The 26,605-nt window shown below is 42.7% G+C and carries 30 protein-coding genes; 22 read left to right on the top strand and 8 right to left on the bottom strand.

What is annotated here, in order from left to right; genetic code table 11:
* The first annotated feature begins 191 nt into the window (after positions 1–191).
* The 8 genes from rpe (at position 192) to C0W29_RS12595 (ending at position 8,360) form a co-directional block, all read left to right on the top strand.
* A complete protein-coding gene (rpe, locus tag C0W29_RS12630; protein WP_036789497.1) occupies positions 192–866 on the top strand; it encodes a ribulose-phosphate 3-epimerase in 675 nt (224 codons plus the stop codon).
* A complete protein-coding gene (locus C0W29_RS12625) occupies positions 866–1,564 on the top strand; it encodes a phosphoglycolate phosphatase (protein ID WP_036789499.1) in 699 nt (232 codons plus the stop codon). Before rpe ends, C0W29_RS12625 begins: the two co-directional genes overlap by 1 nt.
* A gap of 103 nt (positions 1,565–1,667) precedes the next feature.
* Positions 1,668–2,687: a tryptophan--tRNA ligase gene (gene trpS, locus C0W29_RS12620; protein WP_036789501.1), complete on the top strand. Its 1,020-nt coding sequence runs from the start codon at positions 1,668–1,670 to the stop codon at positions 2,685–2,687.
* A 104-nt stretch (positions 2,688–2,791) separates the two neighbouring features.
* On the top strand, positions 2,792–3,367 hold the full coding sequence (locus C0W29_RS12615; RefSeq protein ID WP_045042332.1) for an aminodeoxychorismate/anthranilate synthase component II: 576 nt from the start codon (positions 2,792–2,794) through the stop codon (positions 3,365–3,367).
* A gap of 348 nt (positions 3,368–3,715) precedes the next feature.
* Complete coding sequence (locus tag C0W29_RS12610) at positions 3,716–4,939, top strand: aspartate aminotransferase family protein (RefSeq protein WP_045042331.1); 1,224 nt, start codon at positions 3,716–3,718, stop codon at positions 4,937–4,939.
* Positions 4,940–5,034: 95 nt separating this feature from the next.
* A complete protein-coding gene (astA, locus tag C0W29_RS12605) occupies positions 5,035–6,051 on the top strand; it encodes an arginine N-succinyltransferase (protein WP_045045817.1) in 1,017 nt (338 codons plus the stop codon).
* Between the two features lie 13 nt (positions 6,052–6,064).
* Positions 6,065–7,525, top strand: a complete 1,461-nt coding sequence (astD, locus tag C0W29_RS12600; RefSeq protein WP_045045816.1) for a succinylglutamate-semialdehyde dehydrogenase — start codon at positions 6,065–6,067, stop codon at positions 7,523–7,525.
* Between the two features lie 40 nt (positions 7,526–7,565).
* Positions 7,566–8,360 carry a DUF1338 domain-containing protein gene (locus tag C0W29_RS12595; protein ID WP_045045815.1) on the top strand — a complete coding sequence of 265 codons (795 nt, stop codon included), beginning with the start codon at positions 7,566–7,568 and terminating at the stop codon, positions 8,358–8,360.
* Between the two features lie 70 nt (positions 8,361–8,430).
* Here the strand turns inward: C0W29_RS12595 and C0W29_RS12590 are convergent, their stop codons facing one another.
* Together C0W29_RS12590 and crp are read right to left on the bottom strand one after the other, a co-directional pair.
* The gene (locus C0W29_RS12590; protein ID WP_230850438.1) at positions 8,431–8,625 is read right to left on the bottom strand and encodes a hypothetical protein; all 195 of its coding nucleotides are present in this window, start codon (positions 8,623–8,625) and stop codon (positions 8,431–8,433) included.
* 182 nt (positions 8,626–8,807) lie between these two features.
* Complete coding sequence (gene crp, locus C0W29_RS12585; protein WP_036789513.1) at positions 8,808–9,440, bottom strand: cAMP-activated global transcriptional regulator CRP; 633 nt, start codon at positions 9,438–9,440, stop codon at positions 8,808–8,810.
* 382 nt (positions 9,441–9,822) lie between these two features.
* Here crp and C0W29_RS12580 point away from each other — a divergent pair, with 382 nt between their 5' ends.
* Complete coding sequence (locus C0W29_RS12580; protein WP_045042327.1) at positions 9,823–10,227, top strand: OsmC family protein; 405 nt, start codon at positions 9,823–9,825, stop codon at positions 10,225–10,227.
* Positions 10,228–10,284: 57 nt separating this feature from the next.
* Here C0W29_RS12580 and C0W29_RS12575 read toward each other — a convergent pair whose 3' ends face one another.
* From C0W29_RS12575 to C0W29_RS12560, 4 genes are all read right to left on the bottom strand, one after another.
* The gene (locus tag C0W29_RS12575) at positions 10,285–11,154 is read right to left on the bottom strand and encodes a phosphoribulokinase (RefSeq protein WP_036789518.1); all 870 of its coding nucleotides are present in this window, start codon (positions 11,152–11,154) and stop codon (positions 10,285–10,287) included.
* Positions 11,155–11,297: 143 nt separating this feature from the next.
* Positions 11,298–11,510 (bottom strand): YheU family protein, encoded by a 213-nt coding sequence (locus tag C0W29_RS12570; protein ID WP_036789521.1) that lies wholly within the window; start codon positions 11,508–11,510, stop codon positions 11,298–11,300.
* A 66-nt stretch (positions 11,511–11,576) separates the two neighbouring features.
* Positions 11,577–12,572 carry a hydrolase gene (locus tag C0W29_RS12565; RefSeq protein WP_045045814.1) on the bottom strand — a complete coding sequence of 332 codons (996 nt, stop codon included), beginning with the start codon at positions 12,570–12,572 and terminating at the stop codon, positions 11,577–11,579.
* Positions 12,573–12,636: 64 nt separating this feature from the next.
* Positions 12,637–14,559 carry an ABC transporter ATP-binding protein gene (locus tag C0W29_RS12560; protein WP_036789525.1) on the bottom strand — a complete coding sequence of 641 codons (1,923 nt, stop codon included), beginning with the start codon at positions 14,557–14,559 and terminating at the stop codon, positions 12,637–12,639.
* A 260-nt stretch (positions 14,560–14,819) separates the two neighbouring features.
* Between C0W29_RS12560 and kefG the strand changes: the two genes are divergently transcribed.
* The 4 genes from kefG to slyD all read left to right on the top strand — a co-directional run bounded on the left by kefG (position 14,820) and on the right by slyD (position 18,099).
* On the top strand, positions 14,820–15,395 hold the full coding sequence (gene kefG, locus C0W29_RS12555) for a glutathione-regulated potassium-efflux system ancillary protein KefG (protein ID WP_036789527.1): 576 nt from the start codon (positions 14,820–14,822) through the stop codon (positions 15,393–15,395).
* Positions 15,388–17,193, top strand: coding sequence for a glutathione-regulated potassium-efflux system protein KefB (gene kefB, locus C0W29_RS12550; RefSeq protein ID WP_107174184.1), 1,806 nt, complete (start codon positions 15,388–15,390; stop codon positions 17,191–17,193). The genes kefG and kefB overlap by 8 nt, the downstream gene beginning before the upstream one ends.
* Positions 17,194–17,209: 16 nt before the next feature.
* Complete coding sequence (locus tag C0W29_RS12545) at positions 17,210–17,419, top strand: YheV family putative zinc ribbon protein (protein ID WP_036789533.1); 210 nt, start codon at positions 17,210–17,212, stop codon at positions 17,417–17,419.
* A gap of 83 nt (positions 17,420–17,502) precedes the next feature.
* Positions 17,503–18,099: a peptidylprolyl isomerase gene (gene slyD / locus C0W29_RS12540; RefSeq protein ID WP_036789535.1), complete on the top strand. Its 597-nt coding sequence runs from the start codon at positions 17,503–17,505 to the stop codon at positions 18,097–18,099.
* 142 nt (positions 18,100–18,241) lie between these two features.
* Here slyD and C0W29_RS12535 read toward each other — a convergent pair whose 3' ends face one another.
* Both C0W29_RS12535 and C0W29_RS12530 read right to left on the bottom strand, forming a co-directional pair.
* Positions 18,242–18,463 carry a SlyX family protein gene (locus tag C0W29_RS12535; protein WP_036789545.1) on the bottom strand — a complete coding sequence of 74 codons (222 nt, stop codon included), beginning with the start codon at positions 18,461–18,463 and terminating at the stop codon, positions 18,242–18,244.
* Between the two features lie 10 nt (positions 18,464–18,473).
* Positions 18,474–19,451, bottom strand: a complete 978-nt coding sequence (locus C0W29_RS12530) for a WD40 repeat domain-containing protein (protein WP_045045813.1) — start codon at positions 19,449–19,451, stop codon at positions 18,474–18,476.
* A 191-nt stretch (positions 19,452–19,642) separates the two neighbouring features.
* Between C0W29_RS12530 and fkpA the strand changes: the two genes are divergently transcribed.
* The 9 genes from fkpA to C0W29_RS12485 form a co-directional block, all read left to right on the top strand.
* Positions 19,643–20,506: an FKBP-type peptidyl-prolyl cis-trans isomerase gene (gene fkpA / locus C0W29_RS12525; protein WP_045045812.1), complete on the top strand. Its 864-nt coding sequence runs from the start codon at positions 19,643–19,645 to the stop codon at positions 20,504–20,506.
* A gap of 188 nt (positions 20,507–20,694) precedes the next feature.
* On the top strand, positions 20,695–21,417 hold the full coding sequence (locus C0W29_RS12520; protein WP_045042411.1) for a helix-turn-helix transcriptional regulator: 723 nt from the start codon (positions 20,695–20,697) through the stop codon (positions 21,415–21,417).
* Positions 21,414–21,806 (top strand): sulfurtransferase complex subunit TusD, encoded by a 393-nt coding sequence (gene tusD / locus C0W29_RS12515; RefSeq protein WP_036789557.1) that lies wholly within the window; start codon positions 21,414–21,416, stop codon positions 21,804–21,806. The genes C0W29_RS12520 and tusD overlap by 4 nt, the downstream gene beginning before the upstream one ends.
* A gap of 10 nt (positions 21,807–21,816) precedes the next feature.
* Positions 21,817–22,173, top strand: coding sequence for a sulfurtransferase complex subunit TusC (tusC, locus tag C0W29_RS12510; protein WP_045045811.1), 357 nt, complete (start codon positions 21,817–21,819; stop codon positions 22,171–22,173).
* A gap of 7 nt (positions 22,174–22,180) precedes the next feature.
* The gene (gene tusB / locus C0W29_RS12505; RefSeq protein ID WP_036789563.1) at positions 22,181–22,474 is read left to right on the top strand and encodes a sulfurtransferase complex subunit TusB; all 294 of its coding nucleotides are present in this window, start codon (positions 22,181–22,183) and stop codon (positions 22,472–22,474) included.
* 176 nt (positions 22,475–22,650) lie between these two features.
* Positions 22,651–23,025, top strand: a complete 375-nt coding sequence (rpsL, locus tag C0W29_RS12500) for a 30S ribosomal protein S12 (RefSeq protein ID WP_004399892.1) — start codon at positions 22,651–22,653, stop codon at positions 23,023–23,025.
* A gap of 95 nt (positions 23,026–23,120) precedes the next feature.
* A complete protein-coding gene (gene rpsG / locus C0W29_RS12495) occupies positions 23,121–23,591 on the top strand; it encodes a 30S ribosomal protein S7 (protein ID WP_005371760.1) in 471 nt (156 codons plus the stop codon).
* 89 nt (positions 23,592–23,680) lie between these two features.
* Entirely contained in the window at positions 23,681–25,786 is a 2,106-nt protein-coding gene (gene fusA / locus C0W29_RS12490) for an elongation factor G (protein WP_036789570.1), read from the top strand.
* A 100-nt stretch (positions 25,787–25,886) separates the two neighbouring features.
* Positions 25,887–26,605 (top strand): GTP-binding protein (locus tag C0W29_RS12485; RefSeq protein ID WP_146145933.1); only part of this gene is annotated, 719 nt, incomplete at its 3' end.

Genomic DNA, 26,605 nt, shown 5'->3' with positions numbered 1-26,605 from the left:
TCCTCATTTTTCTGCTGACGTTATTGTTGATTGTAGTGCCTCTGTCGCTGGTCACAGTGATAACTATGGCTAACTGCAGCAATAAATAAATCCAGTAAGACAACACCTAGGGGATCGGGTAGACTGACAGCAATTTGAAAGCTTGGTAAACCGAGCCTGTTGTTTTTATCGCTAGTGTAGAGAGGCTAAACATGAAGGACTTTTTGATCGCTCCATCTATTTTGTCTGCTGATTTCGCCCGTTTAGGTGAAGATGTAGTAAAGGTATTGGCTGCGGGTGCTGATGTTATCCATTTTGATGTTATGGATAATCACTTTGTGCCAAACCTGTCGTTTGGTGCGCCGATCTGTAAAGCATTACGCGACTACGGGATTACGGCACCGATTGATGTCCATTTAATGGTAAAACCTGTCGATCGTATTATTCCTGATTTTGCCAAAGCTGGCGCAACGATGATCACTTTTCATGTAGAAGCGACCGATCATATTGATCGTACTCTGCAACTGATTAAAGAACATGGTTGTAAAGCTGGGGTGGTATTTAATCCAGCAACGCCATTACATCATCTTGATTATATTATGGATAAAGTTGACATGATTTTGATTATGTCGGTTAACCCAGGCTTTGGCGGCCAGTCATTTATTCCAAGTACTTTAGATAAATTACGTCAAGTACGTCAGCGTATTGATGCTTCAGGTCGTGATATTCGCCTAGAAGTTGATGGTGGTGTTAACGTTGATAATATTGGTGAAATCGCTGCCGCTGGTGCTGATATGTTTGTTGCTGGCTCTGCCATTTTTAATGAACCTGATTATAAAGTCGCGATTGATAAAATGCGTGCACAGTTAGCTGAGGCTAAGCGTTAATGATCCCTGAAAACATGATTGAAAATATTAAATTTATTGCGTTTGATTTAGACGGTACTTTACTTGATAGCGTACCTGATTTAGCCGATGCTGCTGATTTGACCATGCGTCACCTTGGTCGCAAAGGTGTCACTGTTGAACAAGTGACAACTTGGATTGGCAATGGTGCTGATATTTTGATTGGCCGAGCATTAAGCCGTAGTGTTGATATTGACCCTCAAATTGACCCGCAATTACAGCGTCAAGCGCGTGAGTTATTTGATCATTATTATGCTGCTGGTGGCCACCAAAAAAGTGCCTTGTATGCCGATGTAAAAACGACGTTAGCCAGCTTACATCAAGCGGGTGTTGCTATGGCTATCGTAACCAATAAGCCTTCACAATTTGTACCGCATTTGCTTGAAGAACATGGTTTGAGTGAGTATTTTGTGGATGTGATTGGCGGTGATACTTTCCCATTGAGAAAGCCAGATCCTTTTGCGCTACATTGGCTAATGGAGAAACACCATATTGCTGCGACTCAACTACTGATGGTCGGCGATTCGCGTAACGATATTCTTGCCGCACAAGCCGCTAGCTGCCGTTCATTAGGACTGACTTATGGCTATAACTATGGTCAGCCAATCAGTGATAGTCAGCCAGATGTTGTTTGTGATCACTTCAAGCAATTACTTGATGTGGTTAAACTAGGCTGCTAGTACATTACGGTGTACACTAAAAACAATAACATTAGGTACTGATAACGGCGTTATTAGTACCTTTCGTCAATACAATTAAAGATATTAACAGGACAGCCTGATCATGAGTAAACCCATTGTATTAAGTGGCGTACAGCCTTCTGGTGAATTGAGTATCGGCAACTACCTTGGTGCGCTGCGTCAGTGGGAACAGATGCAGGATGATTATGATTGCCAGTACTGTGTGGTTGATTTACATGCCATCACAGTACGTCAAGATCCTAAAGCTTTACACGAAGCAACTTTAGATGCTTTGTCTATCTGTTTAGCTGTTGGTGTTGATCCGCAAAAAAGTACGTTGTTTGTACAATCTCATGTTCCTGAGCATGCGCAACTTGGTTGGTTATTAAATTGCTATACCCAAATGGGTGAACTAAGCCGTATGACACAGTTTAAAGATAAATCAGCTCGTCATGCGAATGATGTTAATGCGGGTTTATTTGGTTACCCAGTGCTAATGGCTGCAGATATTCTATTGTATGGTGCTCATCAAGTGCCAGTAGGTAGCGATCAGAAGCAACATTTAGAGCTAGCGCGTGATATAGCGACCCGTTTTAATAATCTTTACAGCACTCCTGAAAGCCCAATTTTCCAAGTACCAGAACCGTATATTCCAACGGTTGGTGCGCGCGTGATGAGCTTACAAGATGCGACCAAGAAAATGTCGAAGTCAGATGATAACCGTAAGAACGTTATTACTTTACTTGAAGATCCTAAGTCAATTTTAAAGAAAATCAATAAAGCGCAAACGGATGCAGAAATGCCACCACGTATTGCTCATGATATTGAGCAAAAAGCAGGTATTTCAAATCTAATGGGTCTGTATTCTGGTGCTACTGGCAAAACATTTGCTGAGATTGAAGCTCAGTATGCTGGTGTTGATATGTACGGTCCATTTAAGAAAGATGTGGGTGAGGCGTTAGTTGCAATGCTAGAGCCTGTACAAGCGGAATACCAACGTATTCGTCATGATCGTGCTTACCTTGATAGCGTGATGAAAGCCGGTGCAGATAAAGCATCAGCACGCGCTGCTGAAGTATTGAAAAAAGCTTACCATGCCGTTGGTTTTGTTGCTCGCCCATAAGCGTTAGTAATAACAATTATTAAAAAAGCAGGGCTTAGGCTCTGCTTTTTTGTCGCTAGTTAATAGCTGTCGCCGACAGTTAAAAATAAGAGCTTAGTTGTAGTATGCTGTTAATTATTGATAACTATGATTCATTTACTTACAACCTCTATCAATACTTCAGTGAATTGGGGGCAGAGGTTGTTGTTGCCCGCAATGATGAGATTGATATCGCGGCCATTGAAGCTTTAGCGCCCACCCATTTAGTGATTTCGCCAGGGCCATGTACACCCAATGAGGCGGGGGTTTCATTGCGAGCGATTGAGTATTTTGCGGGTAAATTACCAATCCTTGGGGTTTGTCTTGGCCATCAGTCGTTAGCGCAAGTCTTTGGCGGTGATGTGGTACGGGCACGGCAAGTGATGCATGGCAAAACTTCACCGATTTACCATACTGATTGCGGTGTATTTGAGGGGCTTAATAATCCCTTAACCGTTACGCGCTATCATTCGTTAGTGGTTAAGGCTGCGACTTTACCTGACTGTTTTGAGATCACCGCATGGACTGAATTAAATGGTGAATTTGATGAAATCATGGGTATTCGGCATAAGACCTTAGCACTGGAAGGAGTACAATTTCATCCTGAAAGTATTTTGACTGAGCAAGGCCATGCGTTATTGGCTAACTTTCTGCAACGCTAATACTGCTATTTTTACGTGCTTATTACGGTAGTAGTAAGTACGTTACTCTTCTTGTTATCAATGATTTTGTCATTGAACTTCTTATTAGTTATCGATATTACTTATTTATAAGACAGCTGCTGTGCTGTCTCGATTGCAACTTTATGCGAGTGGTGACAACTATTTCCGCTTAGGAAAGGGTGTTGGTCATCAATGCGGGTTAATAATCTAGCGTAAATAATGCATAACTATCTGTAGTGTATTTATTAGTTAACACTTTGGTGTGAATAAAAACAGCTGTCATTGTTGGCAAAGGTTAATAAAATGTAAATACTAATAATAAGGCATCAAGCACAGAAGGATAGTGTGATGGCAACTGAATATAAACTACAACGATCGTTGTTTGATAAGGTAATGGTACCTTGCTATGCGCCAATGGATATTATTCCTGTTCGAGGTCAAGGTTCGCGGTTGTGGGATCAACAGCAACGTGAGTATATTGATTTTGCTGGCGGGATTGCGGTGAGTTGTTTAGGTCATTGTCATCCACTGATGGTGGCGGCATTGACCGAGCAAGCACAACAGTTGTGGCATTTAAGTAATGTCATGACCAATGAGCCAGCACTGCGACTCGCTGATAAACTGACCCAATTAACCTTTGCTGAAAAAGTCTTTTTTGCCAATTCTGGCGCAGAAGCGAATGAAGCAGCATTAAAATTAGCCCGTCGTTATGCGGTTGATAATTTTAGTGCTGAGAAAAATCAAATTATTGCCTTCCATCACGGCTTTCATGGCCGGACATTTTTTACCGTTACTGTTGGTGGTCAAAGTAGTTATTCCGATGGCTTTGGACCTAAACCACAAGCAGTGACTCATATTCCTTATAATGATTTAGCTGCGATTGCTGAGTTAATTTCTGATAAAACCTGTGCCGTGATGATGGAGCCTTTGCAAGGTGAGGGGGGAGTGATTAGCCCAAGTCTGGAGTTTGTGCAGCGGGTACGTCAGTTGTGTGATCAACACCATGCGCTGCTGATTTTTGATGAAGTCCAAACCGGAAATGGTCGTACTGGCGAGTTGTTTGCTTATCAAGGTTTAGGTATCACCCCTGATATTCTTACCACTGCTAAATCCTTAGGTGGCGGTTTTCCTGTGGCGGCAATGCTGACGACAACAGCACTCGGATCTCATTTAAAAGTGGGTACTCATGGCTCGACCTATGGCGGTAACCCACTGGCCTGTGCTGTTGCTGAGGCGGTAATCAATGAAATCAGCCAACCAGCAGTATTAGCGGGGGTTAAACAGCGCGAGCAGTGGTTTCGTGAGGCATTGATACGAATTAATCGACGTTATCCTATTTTTAGTGAAATTCGAGGTAAAGGCTTATTACTGGGTGCGGTGCTAACCCCAGAGTGGCAGGGTCGAGCACGAGATATTTTGGTTGCAGCGGGCAATGAAGGCGTAATGGTCTTAGTCGCTGGCACCGATGTCGTACGTTTCACCCCTTCGTTAGTGATTGATAAAACCGATATTGATGAAGGAATGCTGCGTTTAGAAACTGCGATTGCGAAGTTATATCACGCGACGACTTAATTGTGATGGGTTGCTTAGGTGATAAATAGCAACCTTGATACCAATTTATACCCAGGCAATGGCTGTTGTCATTGCCTGCATCAGGAGGAAATGTAATGCTCATTATTCGTCCTATTACTGCTGCTGATTATCCTGCGCTGATGCTATGTGCTGAAGCATCGGGTCATGGTTTTACCTCCCTACCTATTAATGAAACTATACTCCGTGCTCGAATTAACCATTCTCAAGCAAGCTTTAACGCGACAGTGACTTCACCCGGACAAGAAAGCTATTTATTGGTTGCTGTTGATAGTGTCAGTGGCCAAATAGTGGGTACTACCGCGATTGAGGCAACAGTGGGTCTTGATGCGCCTTTTTATAATTATCACTTAAGTACTGTCACCCATGCTTCACGCCGCTTAGGGGTACACAACACGGTGAAGGTACTGACGTTGGGGAGCCAATATACGGGAGAGACTGAACTCTGTAGTTTATTTTTATTACCTGAGTGGCGCCAAGGCATCAACGGCCGTTTATTGTCTAAATCACGATTTTTATTAATGGCTGAACATCGGCAACGGTTTGCTGAGATTGCGTTTGCTGAAATGCGTGGTGTGTCTGATGAACAGGGTAATTCTCCTTTTTGGCAATGGCTTAAAGACAGTTTCTTTTCGATTGATTTTACCTATGCTGATTATCTTACTGGGATTGGACGCAAAGGATTTATTGCTGATTTAATGCCGAAATTACCGATTTATGTCAATTTACTTAGTAAAGAAGCGCAAGCGGTGATAGGGCAAGTCCATGTCGATACTCGCCCAGCATTACAACTATTAGAACAAGAGGGATTTTGCTGTCGTGGTTATGTCGATATTTTTGACGCAGGTCCGAGTGTTGAATGTGATGTGCGTAATATAGAAACAGTTCGTCACTCGCAGCGGTGTCGAGTGAATATTGGCGAGCACTCGAGTGAGCAATATTATTTAGTCTCCAATTGTGAGTTAGCCGGGTTTCGAGCGGTAGCTGCACCGTTGTTGGTTAATTCACAAGGGCAAGTGACGATGGCTGCAGATGTTGCTACCGCACTTAATATCGCTATTGGTGATGAAGTGCGGTTAGTTGCACTATCATAATAAGGAGAGACGAATGAGCTTATGGATTAATAACCAATGGCTAGCAGGCGCTGGTGAGCAATTTCAATCACTCAATCCTTATGATGGTAGTGTGGTTTGGCAAGGTAAGGCTGCAACGACAGTGCAAGTTGAAGTCGCTGTTACCACCGCAGAAACTGCGTTTTTAACTTGGCGTAATACCACTCTTAGTGAGCGATTGGCGGTAATAGAATGCTTTGCTCAATTAGTGCAGCAACATCAGCCACAACTTGCTCGTACTATTGCCACTGAAACAGGTAAGCCGTTATGGGAAAGTACCACTGAGGTGGCAGCCATGATTGCTAAGGTAGCATTATCACTTCAGGCTTACCATGAGCGTACTGGTACGCGCCAACGGCAACAAGCCGATACAACCATGATTGTCCGCCATCGTCCTTTGGGTGTCATGGCGGTATTTGGCCCCTATAACTTTCCAGCTCACTTACCCAACGGCCATATTATTCCAGCACTTCTGGCAGGGAATACAGTGGTGTTTAAACCGTCTGAACTGACGCCAAAAACGGCACAACTGATGTGTGAGTTGTGGCAGCAGGCGGGTATCCCTGCTGGGGTGATTAATTTAGTGCAAGGTGGACGTTCAACAGGAATGGCTTTGGCTGCGGCAACAGGGGTTGCTGGAGTATTGTTTACTGGTAGTGCTCACACTGGACATTTATTGCATCAGCAATTTGCAGGGCAGCCTCAAAAAATGTTGGCTTTAGAAATGGGGGGTAATAATCCATTGGTTGTTGGCCCACAATATGGCGCAATTGATGCGGCAGTGTATACCATCATCCAGTCAGCTTTTTTAAGTGCGGGACAGCGCTGTACTTGTGCGCGGCGATTATATATAGCGGCAGGAAAAGCGGGGGATGAATTGTTAGCGCGGTTGGTGACAGTCGCGTCGCAATTGATAGTGGGGGATCCATTAGCAACACCGGCACCTTTTATGGGGCCATTGATATCAAATGTGGCTGCCGATCAAATTATTGTCAATCAGCAGCAATTAATAAACGCGGGTGGCGTTGCTTTGTTAGCCGCAACACGAGGGCAAGGTGCGTTAGTTACACCGGCTATTATTGATGTCAGTGCTATTACGGAGCTGATGGATGAAGAGTATTTTGGGCCGCTATTACAGGTCAGTCGTTACCATGATTTTACCCAAGCGGTGGTGAGTGCTAATCAAACGCGTTATGGGCTCGCCGCAGGGTTAATATCAACCGATGTCCAACAATGGTATTATTTTATTGAACATATTCGAGCCGGGATCGTTAATCGTAATCGGCCTTTAACTGGCGCCAGTGGCGATGCTCCTTTTGGTGGTCCTGGTGCATCAGGTAACCTGCGTCCAAGTGCTTATTATGCTGCGGATTACTGTGCTTATCCAATGGCATCTGTTGAAGGGGAACAATTACAATTACCATCGCAATTAGCGCCTGGTGTGAGCTTGAACTAATATCTATAAAGTAATTATGCTTTAAATAAGCGGGTAGGTTATGGAATCGATTACGCAACTTTTTGATAGCTTGTGGCACGATTATAGTCAGCGATTATGTCCATCAGCGGTGCAAATACAGCGATTATTAACCGAAGATGTCGCATTATTAAATGATCATATCGCGTTACGTAGCTTTGGATTACCTAAGTGTGGTTTAGCGGTTGTTGCTGCTCCGTTTATTGCTTTAGGTTATCAACCGCAAGCTAAATATCATTTTAGTGCTAAAAAGCTGTATGCCGAATATTTTGCTCACCAAAACCCTTTACTACCCAAAGTTTTTATTAGTGAATTGCAGTTGGGCGGCTGTTCGGCCGAATTACAACTTGCAGTGCGCGGTTTATTAGATCAGGTCGATGATGATTATTTTCGCCAGCCTGATTTTGTTTATGGCGGTCGTCCATGGCAACTTGATTTTTCAACCTATCAATTTTTAGCGGCTGAAAGTGAGTATGCAGCTTGGGTTGCGGCGCACGGTTTTGGTGCTAATCATTTTACGGTAAGTATTAATCAGCTCGAGCAATTTACTTGTTTAGAAGAGGTAAACCATTTATTGCGTCATAACCAGTTTGTGATTAATCAGACAGGCGGAGACATAAAAGGTGATGCGACGGTAATGTTAGAGCAATCGGCAACGATGGCTGATGAGGTTGGGGTTAGTTTTCGAGATGGGGTTTATAAGATCCCTGGTGGATTTTACGAGTTTGCTAAACGCTATCCACAACCGAATGGTGAATTGTATAGCGGCTTTGTTACAGCCTCGGCAGATAAAATATTTGAAAGTACCAATAGTTAACTGAGTACTTGATAGTGAAAATGGCAGTAATAACAACAGCACTTAGTTAAATCAGTGCTGTTATTGCTAGCTAGTTATCTAGTGGTGAACCCCAAACGCCTGATTCATCCGCTGGGCAGCGACGTAATCCTGTTTGTTGTTCAAGGTAGCAACGGCTATCGCTAAACCCTGTCATTTCAATGGTTGTGGGCTGGTTAGTTAACACCCCTGGTACGGTGGTGAAACTGTTAGTAGAAAAGCGTTCAATATCCATATTGACCATCATTGATTAAGAAATCCATTTGTAATCGAAATGTAGCATGAATGAATGTGATTACAAATTAAAATTTAACCGTAATACTAACTCCGTCAATGTTTGTTTTATGGTGCTATTTAGAGAGCGTTGAGATCAAAAAAAACCGCAGGTATAAGCTGCGGTTTCATCGGCGATTAAGGTACGACTAATAATTAGCGTGTACCGTAAACCACGATTGTTTTGCCGTGAGCAGAAATAAGATTTTGCTCTTCAAGCATTTTTAAAATACGACCCACTGTTTCGCGAGAACAACCTACGATCTGGCCAATTTCTTGACGAGTGATCTTAATTTGCATGCCATCTGGGTGTGTCATTGCATCGGGTTGTTTTGCAAGATTAAGTAACGTCTGTGCAATACGACCTGTTACATCAAGGAATGCAAGATCACCTACTTTTTGACTTGTCACTTGTAAACGACATGCCATTTGAGCAGATAGACGCATTAGAATATCTGGATTAACTTGAATTAACTGACGGAATTTCTTAAATGAAATTTCTGCAACTTCACAAGGGCTTTTGGCACGAACCCAAGCGGTACGCTCTTGGTCTTCTTCGAACAAGCCGAGTTCACCAATAAAGTCACCCTGATTTAGGTAAGAAAGGATCATTTCCTTACCTTCTTCATCCTTGATTAATACAGCAACAGAACCCTTCACGATGTAATACAAAGTTTCTGCTTTTTCACCAGCGTGAATTAACGTGCTCTTTGATGGATATTTGTGAATGTGACAATGGGAAAGAAACCACTCTAAAGTTGGATCTGTCTGCGGTTTACCTGGAACCATATTACTAACTTCCTCTGCATATGTTGCCCAACAATATGTTCTGTGAAGATAACTCAACAAAACTGTTTGCTGGCGGGGTTATTCACTCAGCTGCTGGGCTGCAAGCTAACTTGAACTTGTTAAGATTGTATCCTTTTTTTAGGGTTTTTTCTTGATATTGATCTAGCTGACTCGCTCATTTATGAGAGATAAGTGTGCACATGATCACATCGTTGTGAGTTAGTCACCAAAAGCATAGTTTTAATGTGGGTTTGTTAGTTAATTTGGGTGGTTTAAATATGCAACGTAATTAGCATTAGCCGGAATAAATAGCGTTTACATTGATGAGATTATCAACAAAAATAGAGTTAATATCTGAATAATATAGCGAAAGGAGATAGAGATGCAGTCACGAGTAAAGTGGGTTGAAAATATGACTTTTGTTGGTCAGTCATCATCAGGCCATAGTGTTGTTTTAGATGGTAATGGTGGTGATAAAGCACCAAGTCCGATGGAATTAGTGTTAATGGCCGCTGGTGGTTGTAGCTCGGTTGATGTTGTGAGTGGATTACAAGATTTACAACAGCAGATCACTGGCTGTGAAGTGAATATCTCTGCTGAGCGTCGTGAGCAAGCGCCACGTATTTTTACTCATGCAAATTTACACTTCGTGGTTAGTGGCCATGATTTAGAGCCTCAATTAGTCAGTAAAGTGGTTGCTGACTCACTCGAAAAATATTGCTCAGTGTGTTTAATGTTAGGTAAAGGGGTCGAGCTGAGCCACAGCTATGAGATTGTTGTGGCGTAAACACTATCATTATTAACGGTTACTGATACTAGTGACCGTTAATTACGCAAGTAACGATTAGCCGATCTGGCCATTTTCAATCAGTTGTTCAAGTAAAGGCCGCATAATTAGCTCCATCGCAAAGCTCATTTTGCCGCCTGGGACAACTAGAGTATTATGGCGTGACATAAATGAACCTTGAATCATTGCTAATAAATGCGGAAAGTCGACATTCTTTAAGCCACGAAAGCGGATCACCACAAAGCTTTCATCTAAACTTGGAATCCCTTTGGCACTGACAGGATTTGAGGTATCAACAGTTGGTACCCGTTGAAAGTTAATATGAGTACGAGAAAATTGCGGCGTGATGTAATTAAGATAGTCATCCATTGAGCGCACAATTGATTCCATTACTGCTTCACGAGAATGGCCCCGATCACGGGTGTCGCGAATAATTTTTTGAATCCATTCTAAGTTAACAATCGGTACCATGCCGATAAGTAGATCAACATGTTGAGCCACATTGATATCGCCATCAACCACCCCCCCATGTAGACCTTCATAAAACAACACATCCGTATTTTCAGCCAATTGTTGCCACGGGGTAAAAGTACCGGGCATTTGATTATAAGGTACGGCTTCATCAAAGGTATGCAGATAACGGCGAAACTTGCCGCTACCATCTTGAGAGTATTGTTTGAAAAAGTGAGCTAATTGTTCAAAGTCATTGGCTTCTGCACCAAAGTAGCTGATATGACGACCTTGTTCTTTCGCTTTGCGGATTTCACAATCCATTTCAGGGCGAGTAAAGCGGTGGAAGCTATCACCCTCTAGCCATGCAGCGTTGATGTCCATCATATTAAACATCTTGCGAAAGGCTTCAGATGTTGTGGTCGTTCCAGCACCTGATGAACCAGTGACTGCAATAATAGGGTGTTTTACCGACATAACTCACCTTGTTGTGATTACTACATGTTAATAACAAAAAAAGAACAATAATAAATGTTACTACAGCTTTGCGTAAATGTCGGTTTTAAGTGATAAAAGTGCTGGCGAGGGCGAATTTTTATAATGATAAATATTGTTTTTTTTTACATTTGATTGCGAAGTTTAATATCGACTGACTCATGTAATTCAGAGAAAACAATAACCGCATCACCAGTCTGCAGTTGACGGCGAACATAAGCGACCTTATCACTAAGGCTGATTTCTACTTCACCATAATCGGTACCTTCGCGCAAAATAAATTGTTCGATGAGATTGGTTAGGGTTTCAGGAGCGATGTCTTGCCAAGGAATAATCATTACAACTTCTTAAATGATTAATAAAATAATAGCTGCAGTATATTCTTAAACGTGATTGAAACAAACTCAGTCATTATAAGCTGATGTTGATTGGTGTTGCGTTAATTGGTATTGAAACCACTCTGGTACGGTGTGCTCTAGCCAAAACTGTGGTTTAAGCAAACTGCCACCAATAAAACCAACATGTCCCCCTGTTGCCGATAAATCATAACGAATATTAGCTGGCAATGGTTGTGCAGGAATCACATCACGACACATAAATGGATCATCTGCAGCATGAATAATTCGTAAGGGTTGCAAGATATTGGCCAGCAGACGCAAACCACTACAGTGGTGGTAGTAGTCATCAGCATCTTTAAAGCCGTGTAGTGGTGCCGTAATGGCTTGGTCAAATTGCCACACACTGCTAATTGAGGCTAACTGTTGCCGGTTAACTGGCATCGTGTGAGGTTGACGGTCAATTTTTTTGGCTATGGTTCGTTTGAGCGATGTGAGTAAGTAGCGTTGATAAATACGCGAGAACCCTTGTTGAATACGATCAGAGCATGAGGCTAGATTCAACGGTGGTGAGATCGCTTGGGCTGCAATTAGTTCGTTGTTGGGGTAGGTCGCAAGATAATTAATCAGGACATTACCACCAAGGGAAACGCCGACAGCGATAAACGGTCGTTGCGGAAATTGTTGGCGTAGCCATTGAATAAAAAAATGGACGTCGTTGGTTTCACCAGAATGATAGCTTTGCGGATGGCGATTTAATTCACCACTGCAACCTCGAAAATGCATCATCACTCCGAGCCAACCTTGCTGCTTAGCTGCCATCAATAAGCCATTAGCATAAGGACTGTTAAAACTACCTTCTAAACCGTGTAATAGAATCATCAGCGGTTGGTGGTGATTATTAAGATTAGGTTGCTCTGTCCAAGCGAGATCAACAAAATCACCATCAGGCATTTCAAGTCGTTGCGTCGTTGGCGTGAATAATGGTTGGCGACGAATAAATCGAGGCAATAAGGTTTGCAGGTGGGGATTGCGCAATCCAATTGCGGCAGTAAATGGCTGCATGTCAATGTCCTTTCTTCAAATAAAAACGCCGTAGTAATAACATCATTGCTACGGCGTTAAATGATCACTCAGCGTTAAGCTGGCTTTCCATTTCTTCTAATTGTTCCTGCAGTTCCATCCATGCGACTTCTATATCTTCAAGATCGGATTTTGCATTGCCTTGAAGTTTGAGTTGTTCATTCATCTGCGCTTTATTTTCTGGTTCATAAATCGTGCTGTCACTTAATGCCGTTTCTGCGGCAGTAATGACCTCATTAAGCTTATCCATTTGCTTTTCGAGCTTGGTGATTTCTTTACGAATTGGTGCTGTCAGCTTGCGGAATTCCGCGTCTAAACGCTTTTGTTCTTTACGTGAAGCAGCGCTATTATCTTTACTGGTTTCAGGTTTTGCTGCTTGTTGTTCACGGCGTTCATTGCGTTGCTGCTCAGTAAGCCATTTATGGTAATCATTTAAATCACCATCAAATGGCACCACTTGACGATCATGAACTAGATATAAGTCATCAGTCGTGGCACGCAGTAAGTAACGGTCGTGACTTACAATTACCATTGCCCCTTCATAAGATTGCAACGCAAAGGTTAATGCCTGACGCATATCCAAATCAAGGTGGTTAGTCGGCTCATCGAGCAGTAATAGGTTTGGGCGTTGCCATACAATTAACGCTAATACCAAGCGTGCTTTTTCACCACCAGAAAATGGTCCTACTTTTTCAAGGGCTTTGTCGCCAATAAAGCCAAAGCTACCTAAGTAATCACGTAACTGCTGTTCAGTTGAGTTAGGCGCAATACGTGCCATATGTTGAACCGGCGTATCATCAAGATACAAGGTCTCTAATTGATGCTGGGCAAAGTAACCAATTTTAACCCCTTGTGAATAAGCCATATCACCGGCTTTGGCGGGTAAATCGCCAGCTAACATTTTAATTAAGGTGGATTTACCCGCACCATTACGACCCAGTAAGCCAATTCGACTTCCAGGGACGAGGTTTAAACGAATTTTTTCTAGTATCAATAAGTCATCATAACCGGCAGCCACATGATCCATCATTAAAATAGGATTAGGCAGTGCGCTTGGTTCACGGAATTCAAAACTAAATGGATTATCAAGTTGCGCGGGTAGCACTTTTTCCATTCGTTCAAGGGCTTTAATACGGCTTTGGGCTTGGCGTGCTTTACTGGCTTTGTAACGGAAGCGCTCGATATATGACTGCATGTGCGTCATTTGTTTCTGCTGCTTTTGGAACATCGCTTGTTGTAATACTAATTTCTCAGCACGTTGGACTTCAAATGATGAGTAGTTACCGGTGTAACTGTTCATGGTTTGGTTTTCAACGTGAATAATACGGTTGATGACGGGATCTAAGAAATCACGGTCATGAGAAATCAGTACTAAGGTACCGCGATAGCTTTGGAGCCATTTCTCCAACCACATTACGGCATCAAGATCTAAGTGGTTAGTTGGCTCATCGAGTAATAATAGGTCAGAGCGGCAGAGTAGTGCTTGGGCAAGGTTTAAACGCATGCGCCAACCACCAGAAAACTGAGTTAAGTTCCACTGCATTTGATGCTGTGAAAAACCTAAACCATTCAATAATTCTGCAGCACGGGCATTAATGCTATAGCCACCAATAGTATCGATCTTGCCATGTAACTCAGCGACTTTATTACCGTCATCTGCGAGTTCTGCTGCAATTAATTGGCGCTCTAGTTCACGATATTCACGATCGCCATCAATCACATATTCAATTGCTGCGCGTTCAAGGGCGGGCGTTTCTTGAGCTACCCATGCTAACTCCCAGTTACTTGGAAACTGACAGTTGCCGCCATCTAAACTAAGTTCATTTTTGAGTAATGCAAACAGGGTTGATTTACCACAACCATTTTTACCCACAAGACCAACTTTGTCCCCTGGGTTAATAGTCGCTGTGGCATTTTCAAGCAGAACTTTACCACCACGTAGAAGTTGGATATCTGAAAAGATAATCATCGATAGCGCCGGGGACGTGCCCGCTCCACAAAATTAAACAAGAATCATGCTCAGGAGTCTAACTCAAACTTGAACCAGTGGCTAACCTGACGCCAAGTTAACACCACGTTGGCATGGTCGTGATGGAAGTCAGACTAAAATAGAAATATCAACTAAACACCCATATTAAGTAACAATTAGGTATGATGGTTAACAATTTATGGTGGTTATAGTTTAGGTTGGCGTTACTCGCCTTATTAAACTACACGTATAAGGACAGTATGACCGATTTAAAAATATTAATTATCTTTGCGCATCCTGATCCTCAAGAATCCGTTGCGAATCAGACGCTATTAAATGAAATAAAACATTTACCGCATGTCACAGTGCATGATCTATATGCGACTTATCCTGACTTTTTTATTGATGAAGTTGCTGAGCGAGCGTTAGTGATGGCGCACGATGTGATTATTTTTCAGCATCCATTATATATGTACTCTTGCCCAGCATTACTCAAAGAGTGGCTTGATCGCGTATTAAGTAAAGGCTTTGCCCATGGAGAGGGGAAAGCGACGACGGGTAAATACTGGCGCTCAGTGATCACCACGGGGGGAGCGGCAGAGGCTTATAGTCCTGATGGTTATAATCGTTGCAGTATTGATGACATTTTAAAACCATTTGCGTTATGTGCTGATCTTTGTCGTATGCAGTGGTTATCGCCGTTAGTGTTGCATTGGGCGCGGCGCATTCCTGAGGCTGAACGGCAGCAGCATGCAAAAATGTACCACCAGTGGTTAGTTAATCCTCATCAATATGCGCCCCAATTACCGTTAGCAGCAGGAGTTAACCATGGATAATGACTTTTTGTTGGTAATGGTGGTTTTTTTAGGGGCGGCGATTATTGCGGTACCACTGGCACAACGATTGGGGCTAGGGTCGGTACTCGGATATTTAATTGCAGGAATAGGCATTGGCCCGTGGGGGTTAGGATTAATTTCTGATGTGGATGCCATTTTACACTTCTCTGAATTTGGGGTGGTGTTATTACTGTTTCTAATTGGTTTAGAGCTTAACCCCAAAAAACTATGGCAAATGCGTAAACCGATTTTAGGCTTGGGTGGCAGCCAAGTGGTTATTACTACGGTAGTAATCGCAATAATTGCTTTGGGCTGTAGTCGTTTTTTTCCAGCTCTTGGTTGGCGTGATGCGATTGTGATTGGCATGGGGTTGGCATTATCGTCAACTGCGATTGCATTACGAGTGATAGACGAACAACAATTAAGCGGCAGCGAAACTGGTCAATCAGGATTTGCAGTGTTGTTATTTCAAGATATTGCGGTGATTCCAATGTTAGCACTATTACCGTTACTGGCGGGTAATGCGGGCGGTAATTGGCTTGATGGCATCTGGATGCTGGGTGGAATTGGTACTTTTCTCGTTGCCGGACATTTTTTATTGCGACCGTTATTTCGTTATGTGGTGATGAGTGGTGTCCGTGAATTGTTTAATGTCGCGGCTTTATTGCTGGTGGTTGGTATTGCACTGATTATGCAGATGATAGGTTTATCAATGGCATTAGGCGCTTTTCTTGCTGGGGTATTATTGGCAGAAAGTGAATATCGACATGAGCTTGAAATTGCGATTGAACCGTTTAAAGGGTTATTACTGGGACTGTTTTTTATTTCGGTTGGTATGGCAGTTAACCTCGGATTGCTATGGCAGTACCCATTACAAATTTTAGCCGTTGTTATTGCATTAGTGACGATTAAAGCTGGGGTGTTGTATCTGCTCGCACGTTTATTTGGCGTAGGGGAAAAATCTCGCAGTCAAATGGCGGCTATTTTGAGTCAAGGTGGAGAATTTGCGTTTGTGTTGTTTACCGCCGCTAAAGCTGGTGGCTTATTAGGTGGTGAATTAGCGCCGTTATTATTAGTGGTTGTCAGTCTTTCTATGATGACCACCCCGCTCATTTTGCAATTACAAAAACGTTGGTATGTGCGTAGTTTTAAAGCTGAAGATAATCATCAACCGCCATCGGATGTCATTGATCGCCAACCTCGAGTGATAATTACCGGTTTTGGTCGTTTTGGGCAGGTTGTGGGGCGATTACTGTTTGCTAATAAAATTCGAGTGACAGTTTTAGAGCGAGATCCTAGTCAAATTCAGTTTTTACGTAAGTTTGGCTATAAAGTTTATTACGGTGATGCAACCCAATTAGATTTATTACGCTCGGCTGGGGCTGATAATGCTGAAGCTTTGGTTATCTGTACCGATGACCCCTCTGAAGTGATGGAGGTTGTGACACTTTGCCAACAACATTTTCCGCAATTGAAATTAATGGCACGTGCTCGAAGTCGTGTAGAAGCGCACCAATTATTGAGTCATGGGGTTGAGTGCTTTTCTCGTGAAACATTTGAAGGTGCCCTTGATTTAGGTCGCCAAGCCCTTATATCTTTAGGCATGCATCCTTATAAAGCCAACCGTGCCCAAGCTCATTTTCGAAGAATAGATAGCCAAGCATTACGGGATCTGCTGCCTCAACATAGTGAAGAGGTTAATTTAGCATCACGTCAAAAAGAGGCCCGCAAAGAGCTCGAAGATATTTTTGATCGAGAAATGCGTGGTGAGCAGCAACGCCATCAAGGTTGGGATTAATCAAGGAGTGGTTAGGATGATCAAAAAACGATTTATTGCTGGTGCTATATGTCCTAATTGCCAAGCACAGGATACTTTACGCTGGTGGCAACAAAATGATGTTGAGCATATTGAATGTGTCGAATGTCAGCATATCGACACCCGTTTACCGCAATCAGTGCAAGAGAGTGAACAGCTTTCTTCAACAACTAAACACCAAGTGATAGGGATTTTTAAACCAGACTAATGTGATAATGGCATCTCAATGGTATTATCCTGTATGATACGGGGACAAAAACTATCACCCCAAGCTTAAATTTTGGAGTAAACATGAAAGTCGCTAAAGACACAGTAGTAAGCTTAGCTTACCAAGTGAAAACTGAAGAAGGTATCGTTGTCGATCAATCAACAGTTGAAGTACCTCTTGATTACCTACACGGTCATAACAACCTTATTCCTGGTCTGGAAAAAGCGCTTGAAGGCCATGTGGCAGGCGACAAGTTTGAGATAACTGTTGCTCCTGAAGAGGCTTACGGTGAGCACATGGACGAAATGGTTCAGCGTGTTCCTGCAAATGTATTCCAAGGTGTTGATGAAATTACTGTTGGTATGCGTTTCTTGGCTGATACTGATCAAGGTCCAATCCCTGTAGAAGTAACTGAAGTTGACGGCGACGAAGTTGTTGTTGATGGCAACCACATGTTAGCTGGTCAAACATTAGGTTTTGACGTTGAAGTTGTTGCTGTACGTGCTGCAACTGAAGAAGAAATCGAACACGGTCATCTACACCAAGGTGGCGGTTGTTGTGGTGGTGAAGGTGGTTGTGGCGATCACGGCGATGATGATTGCTGTGGTGGTGGTGATCACGATCACGCTAAAGCAGAAGGTTGTGGTGAAGGTAAGGGCGGCTGCGGCTGTTCTCACTAATCGCGTTTATCGCGATCATAAAAAAGGAAGCCTCGGCTTCCTTTTTTGTTTTTTATCTTGTCGAACCTCGAACCTCGAACCTCGAACCTCGAACCTCGAACCTCGAACCTCGAACCTCGAACCTCGAACCTCGAACCTTTACTTAATAATGTGGTGGTGGTGTTTCTTCCGACTCACTGGCCATATTAGAGGTTTGCATACCTTTAACTTTACCGACCATAAATTTCAGTTGTACTTCCATTCGATCAATCATAAATTGCTGCTTAGTTAGCGCTTCGTTTAATTCATCAATGGTTTGCTCTTGAAAAGCGAGTTTCATCTCAAGTTCATCAAGACGGCTTTGCAGTTGTTGTATCTCATTCATGGGATATCTTTCAGTCGGTTGACCAGGTTTGAGCGTAACCAGCTGATGAGCCAGCGACGACATTACCTGTAGGGCTAATAGCAACATCATACACCACTGCCGTAGCGGGTCGAGCCCCTGGTTGTACTTCTGCTCGCCAAGAACCAATATTTTTGCCGTTATCTGTGCGCCATAATTCTACTCGGCGTGAGGGCGTTCCCGTCACTAACAATTGCCCATTATCCGAAAATCGTACACTTGAGAGGGTTTGGTAGCGTAATTTGGTTGCTAATTGAGTGATTTTCTTACCAGTAGTTAAATCCCAAATAATGCTGTCATTATTAGCTGTAGTGGAAAAGGCTAATTTTCCATCCCGCTGAAGTGCAACTTGGCTGACGCGGCTGCTATGCTTAAATGAATAAATGATTTGGCCACTGTGGGTATCCCATAAATAAGCTTGATGATCATTACCGCCAGAAAGTGCGTAACGGCCATTGCCAGAAAGTGCCACACTATTGACCTTGTCACGGTGAGCTAAAAATTCGAGCCGCCGGCCATCAGTCAGATCAATAAACAGCGCTTTACCATTCGTTAATGCCAATAGCACTTCAGTACCATTATTGGCAATGGCAACATCTTGAATGGCAGCATCATCAATTGACCATAAACCATGGGCCTGTGACCATCCCAGATCCCATACTGCAAAATTTTGAGTTGTTGCGGTTATTGCATAGCGATTGTTATCTGATATTTGGCTGGTTATCACACTATTGTGATATTGATCTTGAGAACCAAAATCTGCTAACTTTTTGTTTTGCTGTAAATCCCATAGCGCGATACCTTGTAGCTTGGTGCTAACAAGTGCAAAACGGCCATCACGGCTAAGGCTAAAACTAGTACTACCTTGTTGAGCAAGATGCCAACGTTGGATTTCTGAATCAAAGAAAAAACAACTGCTTAAGGCAAAAGTAGAGAAAAATAGACTAACTGACAAAAATTTCTTGTACATTAAGCTCTGGTTCCGCTTGCTTAGGGTAACTAGATAAGAGAAATGAATCTGATTAAATAATTGCAGTGCTAGTTTTTACAGTTACTTAATCAGAGTGGTAGTAGTATATTGATATAATTTTGTTTTCATACTCATACTAATAAACACAGTTTAAAAGTGAGGCATGGCCTCAATGACTGATGGAGAAATACATGAAGCCTATTTTAAAGATGTCTGTATTAGCAGCAACAATCTTCCTTGCTGTGGGTTGTCAGGACGATAATAAAGCAGACACCAACAAGCCCGTTGAACCTGCAAAAGTTGAGCAAACAACGGCTTCAGCTGCTGTGGCAACAACAGATGCTGCTAAAGTTGAATTTAAAACTGAAGATCAAAAAGCAGCTTATGCAATTGGTGCATCACTGGCGCAATACTTATCAGCTAACCTTGATCAACAAAAAGAGTTAGGTCTAAATCTTAATCGCCAAGATGTACTTGCGGGTGTTGAAGACGTGTTTGCAGGCAAAAGTCGCATGACACAAGAGCAAACTCAGCAAGCACTACAATCACTTGATCAACGTGTTGCTAAGATTGTAGAGCAGAAAGCGAAAGCTGAAGCTGAAAAGAACATTAAAGTAGGTGACGAGTACCGCGCTAAATTTGCTAAAGAAGCCGGTGTTATTACCACTAAATCTGGCTTAATGTACAAAATCGAGAAAGAAGGTACAGGTGCAAAACCTGCTGCAACTGATACCGTTGAAGTTCAGTACAAAGGCATGCTAACTGATGGCACTGTTTTTGATAGCTCATACCAACGTAATCAACCAGCAACGTTCCCACTAAACCAAGTGATCCCTGGTTGGACTGAAGGTGTGCAATTAATGCCTGTTGGTTCTAAATTTGAATTTGTTATTCCACCACAACTTGCTTACGGCGCGCAAGCTAACCCAAGCATTCCTGCTAACTCTACTTTAGTTTTCCAAGTAGAATTATTAAGCATTAAAGGTGGTAAGCAAGCTCAGCAACCTGCCGTTGACGCAGTAAAAGCATCAACGACAGCGACTAAAGCGCAGTAAATTGTCACTTTTTAATGACAAAACAGCGTAACAGTTGATCCAGACCCGGCATATGTCGGGTCTTTTTTGTTCAATTATCTGATAAACTTACTTAGAAGATTTTAAATTTTATCAATTATATTGAATGCTTGTGGTGATAGATCAGGGCGATCGCATTGTAGATAAGCAGCAAAATGGAAGGTGGTATCGTGATTTCAGTAGATAATTTTGGAACAGAGATAATTGTTGATAGTGACATCGTTGACAGACGCATTTTTTCTGAACACGACGAAAATATTCTGCGTGCATATGAAGCCGTTGTTGATGGCTTAGCCGCATTGATTGGGCCATTTTGCGAAATTGTTCTGCATTCCTTAGCAGATTTAAATACCTCGGCAATCAAAATAGCGAATGGACAAAATACTGGCCGTAAGGTGGGATCACCGATTACTGATCTTGCATTGCGTTCGTTACGTGATATTCAAAATTCAGAGCGTAATTTTTCTCGTGCTTATTTCACCCGCGCTAAAGGGGGGGATTTAATGAAATCAATCACTATCGCGATTCGTAATGGCGATAACAAAGTGATTGGTTTGCTATGTATTAACGTTAATCTTGACGTGCCATTTACTCAGATTCTGCAATCGTTTATGCCAACTGATGAAGCCAAGCAAGCGGCATCAAAAGTAAACTTTGCCAGTGATGTTGATGAATTGGTGGATCAAACGGTTGAACGCACTATCGAAGAAATTAATGCCGATAAAAATGTTTCTAATAATGCTAAAAATCGTCAGATAGTGATGGAGCTGTTTGATAAAGGTATTTTTGACATTAAAGATGCGATTAATCGTGTTGCTGATCGGTTGAATATTTCTAAACATACCGTATATCTTTATATTCGTCAGCGAAAAACAGAGGATGGTGACAAGTGAGTTTAACTTATGCCATTGTTGTTAATGGCCCTGCTTATGGTACTCAAGCCGCACGCTCTGCTTATCAATTTTCATCTACACTTATTGAGCTCGGTCATACATTAACACGGGTATTTTTTTACCAAGATGGTGTTTTAAATGGTAATGCACTCACAGCACCAGCATCAGATGAATTTGATCTTGTGGCCGCATGGCAACAATTAGCCCAGACACATCAGATCGAATTACATACTTGCGTAGCAGCAGCGTTACGTCGTGGCATTATTGGTGAACAAGAAGCACAACAAAATCAATTACCAAGCCATAATTTAGCGTCAGGCTTTGAGCAGGCAGGGTTAGGTGGTCTTACTGAAGTTTTACTCAGTGCTGATCGCGTTATTCAATTTTGAGGTTAAGTGAGTGAGTGACTTAGGATTTGTTTTTCGTCAGCCACCTCATGGCACGACCTGTGGTCGTGAAGGGCTCGATGCACTATTAGCCGCTTCTGCATATACCGAAGCATTAAGCGTATTTTTTATTGGTGATGGTGTTATGCAGTTGGTTCGTAATCAGCAACCAGATGTTATTTTGAGTCGTAATTATATTGCGACCTTTAAAATGCTGCCACTGTATGACATCGAAAATATTTATGTTTGCCAACAGTCATTAGTCGAGCGTGGATTATGTCGTGAAGACTTATTAATTGATGTCATTGTTAGCCCTCATATCGAGTTGGTGGCAGCATTACATCGTTGTCGTCAAATTCTAACTTTTTGAGGTGCCGATGTTACATACCGTGACCCGTTCACCATTTCAAAGCCACTCATTGGCACAATGTTTACAGTTTATTTGCCCTGGTGATGAGATCTTATTGCTCGAAGACGCTGTAATTGTCGCCATGAGCGAAAATATTTACTTTGATTTAATAAAAAATATTGGCGTAAAAATTTATTTACTGGAAGCCGATATTATTGCGCGTGGTTTGCAGGATAAATGTGATAAAGATCTAGATGTTATTGATTATAAAGGTTTTGTTTTGTTGACTGAACGACATGACAAGCATATGAAATGGGCATGAAAAGCCATTATTAGTAACGATATATGAACAAAAAAGTGACTGTTTAAGAAATGATCACTTAATTGATCGTTGGTTAGATCTTGACACCTTTAGGTGCGATGCCTAAAATTTCGCGTCCTCCTGTTGTTGGGAGGCAGATTTTTCACCTTACGAAAGTAACAATCAGGAGCTATTTAATGGCAACTATTAACCAGTTGGTACGTAAGCCACGTGCTAAGCAAGTTGTAAAAAGCAACGTGCCAGCACTAGAAGCGTGCCCACAGAAACGTGGTGTATGTACTCGTGTTTACACTACTACACCTAAAAAACCGAACTCAGCATTACGTAAAGTATGTCGTGTTCGTCTAACAAACGGTTTTGAAGTAACATCATACATCGGCGGTGAAGGTCACAACCTTCAGGAGCACTCAGTTGTTCTAATCCGCGGTGGTCGTGTTAAAGACTTACCGGGTGTTCGTTACCACACTGTTCGTGGTGCACTTGACTGTGCAGGCGTTAATGACCGTAAACAAGGTCGTTCTAAGTACGGTGTGAAGCGTCCTAAGTCTTAATGGATTCCGTTAAGTAAGGCCAAACACTAAAATTATTTAATTTTGAAGAAACTGAAAAGTTTTGGATAACCTGAAGAAGACAACGGAGATAATCCATGCCACGTCGTCGCGTAATCGGTCAGCGTAAGATCCTTCCAGATCCTAAATTCAAATCAGAATTGCTGGCAAAATTCGTTAACATCCTAATGGTTGACGGAAAGAAATCTACTGCAGAAAAAATTGTTTACTCTGCGCTAGAAACTATGGCTGAGCGTTCTGGTGAAGAACACCTAGCTGTATTCGAAAAAGCTCTTGAAAATGTACGTCCAGCGGTAGAAGTTAAATCTCGCCGTGTGGGTGGTTCAACTTACCAGGTGCCTGTAGAAGTACGTCCAGTACGTCGTAATGCACTAGCTATGCGTTGGTTGGTTGAAGCTGCGCGTAAGCGTGGTGAAAAATCTATGGCTCAGCGTCTTGCAGGCGAAATGCTTGATGCGGCTGACAACAAAGGTTCTGCTGTTAAGAAACGTGAAGACGTTCACCGTATGGCAGATGCGAACAAAGCGTTCGCACATTACCGCTGGTAATATAGCTGGTAATACCGCTTGGGCACAGCAGGTTATCCTGCTGTGCCTAAACCATTTTCTAAGGTTCACCTTAGTAAGAGGATACAATCGTGGCTCGCAAAACGCCCATCGAGCGCTACCGTAATATCGGTATTTGTGCTCACGTTGACGCCGGTAAAACAACCACTACTGAGCGCATCCTGTTTTATACAGGCCTATCTCATAAGATTGGTGAAGTACACGACGGCGCTGCTACTATGGATTGGATGGAGCAGGAGCAAGAACGTGGTATCACGATCACCTCTGCTGCAACGACCACCTTTTGGCGCGGTATGGACAAGCAGTTCGACGAGCACCGAATCAACATCATTGATACTCCTGGACACGTAGACTTCACCATTGAAGTTGAACGTTCATTACGTGTGTTAGATGGTGCTGTAGTTGTGTTCTGTGGTGCTTCAGGTGTAGAGCCTCAGTCTGAGACTGTATGGCGTCAAGCCGATCGATATGAAGTTCCGCGTATCGTTTTTATCAACAAGATGGATCGCACGGGCGCAGATTTTTTCCGCGTTATCGAGCAGATCAAACACCGTCTTGGTGCAACACCAGTGCCACTGCAATTAAATATTGGTACTGAAGATGAATTTAAAGGTGTAATTGACCTGATCAAGATGAAGGCCATTAACTGGTCTGATGCTGATCAAGGTACTAGTTTTACCTATGAAGATATTCCTGCTGACATGCAAGAGTTAGCAGATGAGTGGCGCATGAACTTAGTTGAATCAGCAGCAGAAGCTAATGATGAACTAATGGATAAATACCTTGAAGAAGGTGAACTGTCTGAAGTTGAAATTAAGGCAGGTCTTCGTCAACGTACCCTAAACAACGAAATCGTATTGGCAACTTGTGGTTCTGCATTTAAGAACAAAGGTGTTCAAGCCGTACTAGATGCCGTTGTTGATTATCTACCTTCACCAACTGAAGTAAAAGCAATTACAGGTGAAGACGAACATGGTAACCCTGTTGAGCGTCATTCAAGTGATGACGAACCATTCTCAGCACTAGCGTTCAAAATCGCAACCGACCCGTTCGTAGGTACATTGACTTTCATGCGCGTATACTCTGGCGTTGTTAATTCAGGTGATACTGTTTACAACGTGATTAAAGAAAAACGCGAGCGTTTAGGCCGTATCGTTCAGATGCATGCCAATAAACGTGAAGAGATCAAAGAAGTGCGCGCTGGCGATATCGCTGCAGCCATTGGTCTTAAATTTGCGACAACAGGCGATACCTTGTGTGATCAAAATCATAAAGTGATTCTTGAGCGCATGGAATTCCCTGAACCCGTTATTCAGATTGTGGTTGAACCACGCTCTGTAGCCGACCAAGATAAGATGACAATCGCGCTAGATAAATTAGCAGCAGAAGATCCATCTTTCCGCGTCGAAACCGATGCTGAATCAGGTCAGATTTTAATTTCTGGCATGGGTGAGCTTCACCTTGATATCATCGTCGATCGTATGAAACGTGAATTTAACGTCAACTGTAACGTAGGTAAACCTCAGGTTGCTTATCGTGAAACCATTCGTGGTAAGACTAAAGTTGAAGGTAAATTTATTCGTCAGGCTGGTGAAACCGGCGGCCGTGGCCAATATGGTCATGTGTGGCTGAATCTTGAACCATCAGAGCCAGGTGAAGGTTTCGTATTCGTAGATGAAATTGTTGGTGGCAGCGTACCTAAAGAATATATTAGTGCGGTTGCTACAGGTCTCGAAGAACAAATGAAGAGTGGCGTGTTAGCAGGCTACCCAATGATTGACGTTAAAGCGACGTTAGTTGATGGTTCTTACCACGACACTGATTCAAGCGAAATAGCATTTAAAATCGCAGGTTCAATGGCATTACGACAAGGTGCACTAGATGCAACTCCAGTTTTGCTTGAGCCAATGATGAAAGTTGAAATTACCACGCCAGAAGATTGGATGGGTGATGTCGTTGGTGACCTTAACCGTCGCCGCGGTATGATCGAAGGTATGGAAGAAGGCAACGCGGGTATTAAAATTATTCGTGCGCAAGTTCCACTATCAGCAATGTTCGGATACGCAACTGATTTACGATCAGCAACACAAGGCCGTGCGTCTTATTCGATGGAATTTAGCGAGTACGCTGAAATGCCAAAGAACGTTACTGATAAAATTATTGCTGAACGTATTTAATTTCATTATTGCGTCAATGGCTATTGGCGCATAAAATACAAACTTCAGAGCCGTCCCCGACCTAGTAGGGGGCGTATCTTAACTAGGAAGGAACACAATCGTGTCTAAAGAAAAATTTGAACGTCTAAAACCGCATGTTAACGTTGGTACAATCGGTCACGTTGACCACGGTAAAACAACTCTAACAGCTGCTATCTGTACTACACTTGCAAAAGTGTACGGTGGTGTTGCTAAAGACTTCGCATCTATCGATAACGCTCCAGAAGAGCGCGAGCGTGGTATCACAATCTCAACTTCTCACGTTGAGTACGATACTCCTACTCGTCACTACGCACACGTAGACTGTCCTGGACACGCCGATTATGTTAAAAACATGATCACTGGTGCTGCTCAAATGGATGGTGGTATCCTAGTTGTTGCTGCAACTGACGGTCCTATGCCACAAACACGTGAGCACATCCTACTTGGTCGTCAAGTTGGTATTCCTTACATCATCGTATTCATGAACAAGTGTGACATGGTTGATGATGAAGAACTACTTGAGCTAGTAGAGATGGAAGTTCGTGAACTTCTTTCTGAGTACGATTTCCCAGGTGATGATTGCCCAGTAATCATGGGTTCTGCACTAGGCGCGCTAAACGGCGAAGCTCAGTGGGAAGAGAAGATTGTTGAACTAGCTGAAGCGCTAGATTCTTACATTCCAGAGCCAGAGCGTGCTATCGATCTACCATTCATCCTTCCAATCGAAGATGTTTTCTCAATCCAAGGCCGTGGTACTGTTGTAACTGGTCGTATTGAGCAAGGTATCGTTAAAGTTGG

Source organism: Photobacterium kishitanii, assembly GCF_003026355.1.
GTDB lineage: Bacteria > Pseudomonadota > Gammaproteobacteria > Enterobacterales > Vibrionaceae > Photobacterium > Photobacterium kishitanii.
This window is presented reverse-complemented; position numbering and strand designations above follow the sequence as displayed.

Coding starts and splice junctions, on each gene's coding strand:
- rpsG (WP_005371760.1), top strand. CDS start 23,121: ATGCCACGTCGTCGCGTAATCGGTCAGCGTAAGATCCTTCCAGATCCT.
- rpe (WP_036789497.1), top strand. CDS start 192: ATGAAGGACTTTTTGATCGCTCCATCTATTTTGTCTGCTGATTTCGCC.
- C0W29_RS12610 (WP_045042331.1), top strand. CDS start 3,716: ATGGCAACTGAATATAAACTACAACGATCGTTGTTTGATAAGGTAATG.
- astD (WP_045045816.1), top strand. CDS start 6,065: ATGAGCTTATGGATTAATAACCAATGGCTAGCAGGCGCTGGTGAGCAA.
- C0W29_RS12595 (WP_045045815.1), top strand. CDS start 7,566: ATGGAATCGATTACGCAACTTTTTGATAGCTTGTGGCACGATTATAGT.
- C0W29_RS12535 (WP_036789545.1), bottom strand. CDS start 18,463: ATGAATGAGATACAACAACTGCAAAGCCGTCTTGATGAACTTGAGATG.
- C0W29_RS12565 (WP_045045814.1), bottom strand. CDS start 12,572: ATGCAGCCATTTACTGCCGCAATTGGATTGCGCAATCCCCACCTGCAA.
- C0W29_RS12560 (WP_036789525.1), bottom strand. CDS start 14,559: ATGATTATCTTTTCAGATATCCAACTTCTACGTGGTGGTAAAGTTCTG.
- C0W29_RS12570 (WP_036789521.1), bottom strand. CDS start 11,510: ATGATTATTCCTTGGCAAGACATCGCTCCTGAAACCCTAACCAATCTC.
- trpS (WP_036789501.1), top strand. CDS start 1,668: ATGAGTAAACCCATTGTATTAAGTGGCGTACAGCCTTCTGGTGAATTG.
- C0W29_RS12530 (WP_045045813.1), bottom strand. CDS start 19,451: ATGTACAAGAAATTTTTGTCAGTTAGTCTATTTTTCTCTACTTTTGCC.
- C0W29_RS12545 (WP_036789533.1), top strand. CDS start 17,210: ATGATCAAAAAACGATTTATTGCTGGTGCTATATGTCCTAATTGCCAA.
- rpsL (WP_004399892.1), top strand. CDS start 22,651: ATGGCAACTATTAACCAGTTGGTACGTAAGCCACGTGCTAAGCAAGTT.
- tusB (WP_036789563.1), top strand. CDS start 22,181: ATGTTACATACCGTGACCCGTTCACCATTTCAAAGCCACTCATTGGCA.
- C0W29_RS12575 (WP_036789518.1), bottom strand. CDS start 11,154: ATGTCGGTAAAACACCCTATTATTGCAGTCACTGGTTCATCAGGTGCT.
- C0W29_RS12590 (WP_230850438.1), bottom strand. CDS start 8,625: ATGATGGTCAATATGGATATTGAACGCTTTTCTACTAACAGTTTCACC.
- kefB (WP_107174184.1), top strand. CDS start 15,388: ATGGATAATGACTTTTTGTTGGTAATGGTGGTTTTTTTAGGGGCGGCG.
- slyD (WP_036789535.1), top strand. CDS start 17,503: ATGAAAGTCGCTAAAGACACAGTAGTAAGCTTAGCTTACCAAGTGAAA.
- C0W29_RS12615 (WP_045042332.1), top strand. CDS start 2,792: ATGCTGTTAATTATTGATAACTATGATTCATTTACTTACAACCTCTAT.
- crp (WP_036789513.1), bottom strand. CDS start 9,440: ATGGTTCCAGGTAAACCGCAGACAGATCCAACTTTAGAGTGGTTTCTT.
- astA (WP_045045817.1), top strand. CDS start 5,035: ATGCTCATTATTCGTCCTATTACTGCTGCTGATTATCCTGCGCTGATG.
- kefG (WP_036789527.1), top strand. CDS start 14,820: ATGACCGATTTAAAAATATTAATTATCTTTGCGCATCCTGATCCTCAA.
- fkpA (WP_045045812.1), top strand. CDS start 19,643: ATGAAGCCTATTTTAAAGATGTCTGTATTAGCAGCAACAATCTTCCTT.
- C0W29_RS12625 (WP_036789499.1), top strand. CDS start 866: ATGATCCCTGAAAACATGATTGAAAATATTAAATTTATTGCGTTTGAT.
- C0W29_RS12580 (WP_045042327.1), top strand. CDS start 9,823: ATGCAGTCACGAGTAAAGTGGGTTGAAAATATGACTTTTGTTGGTCAG.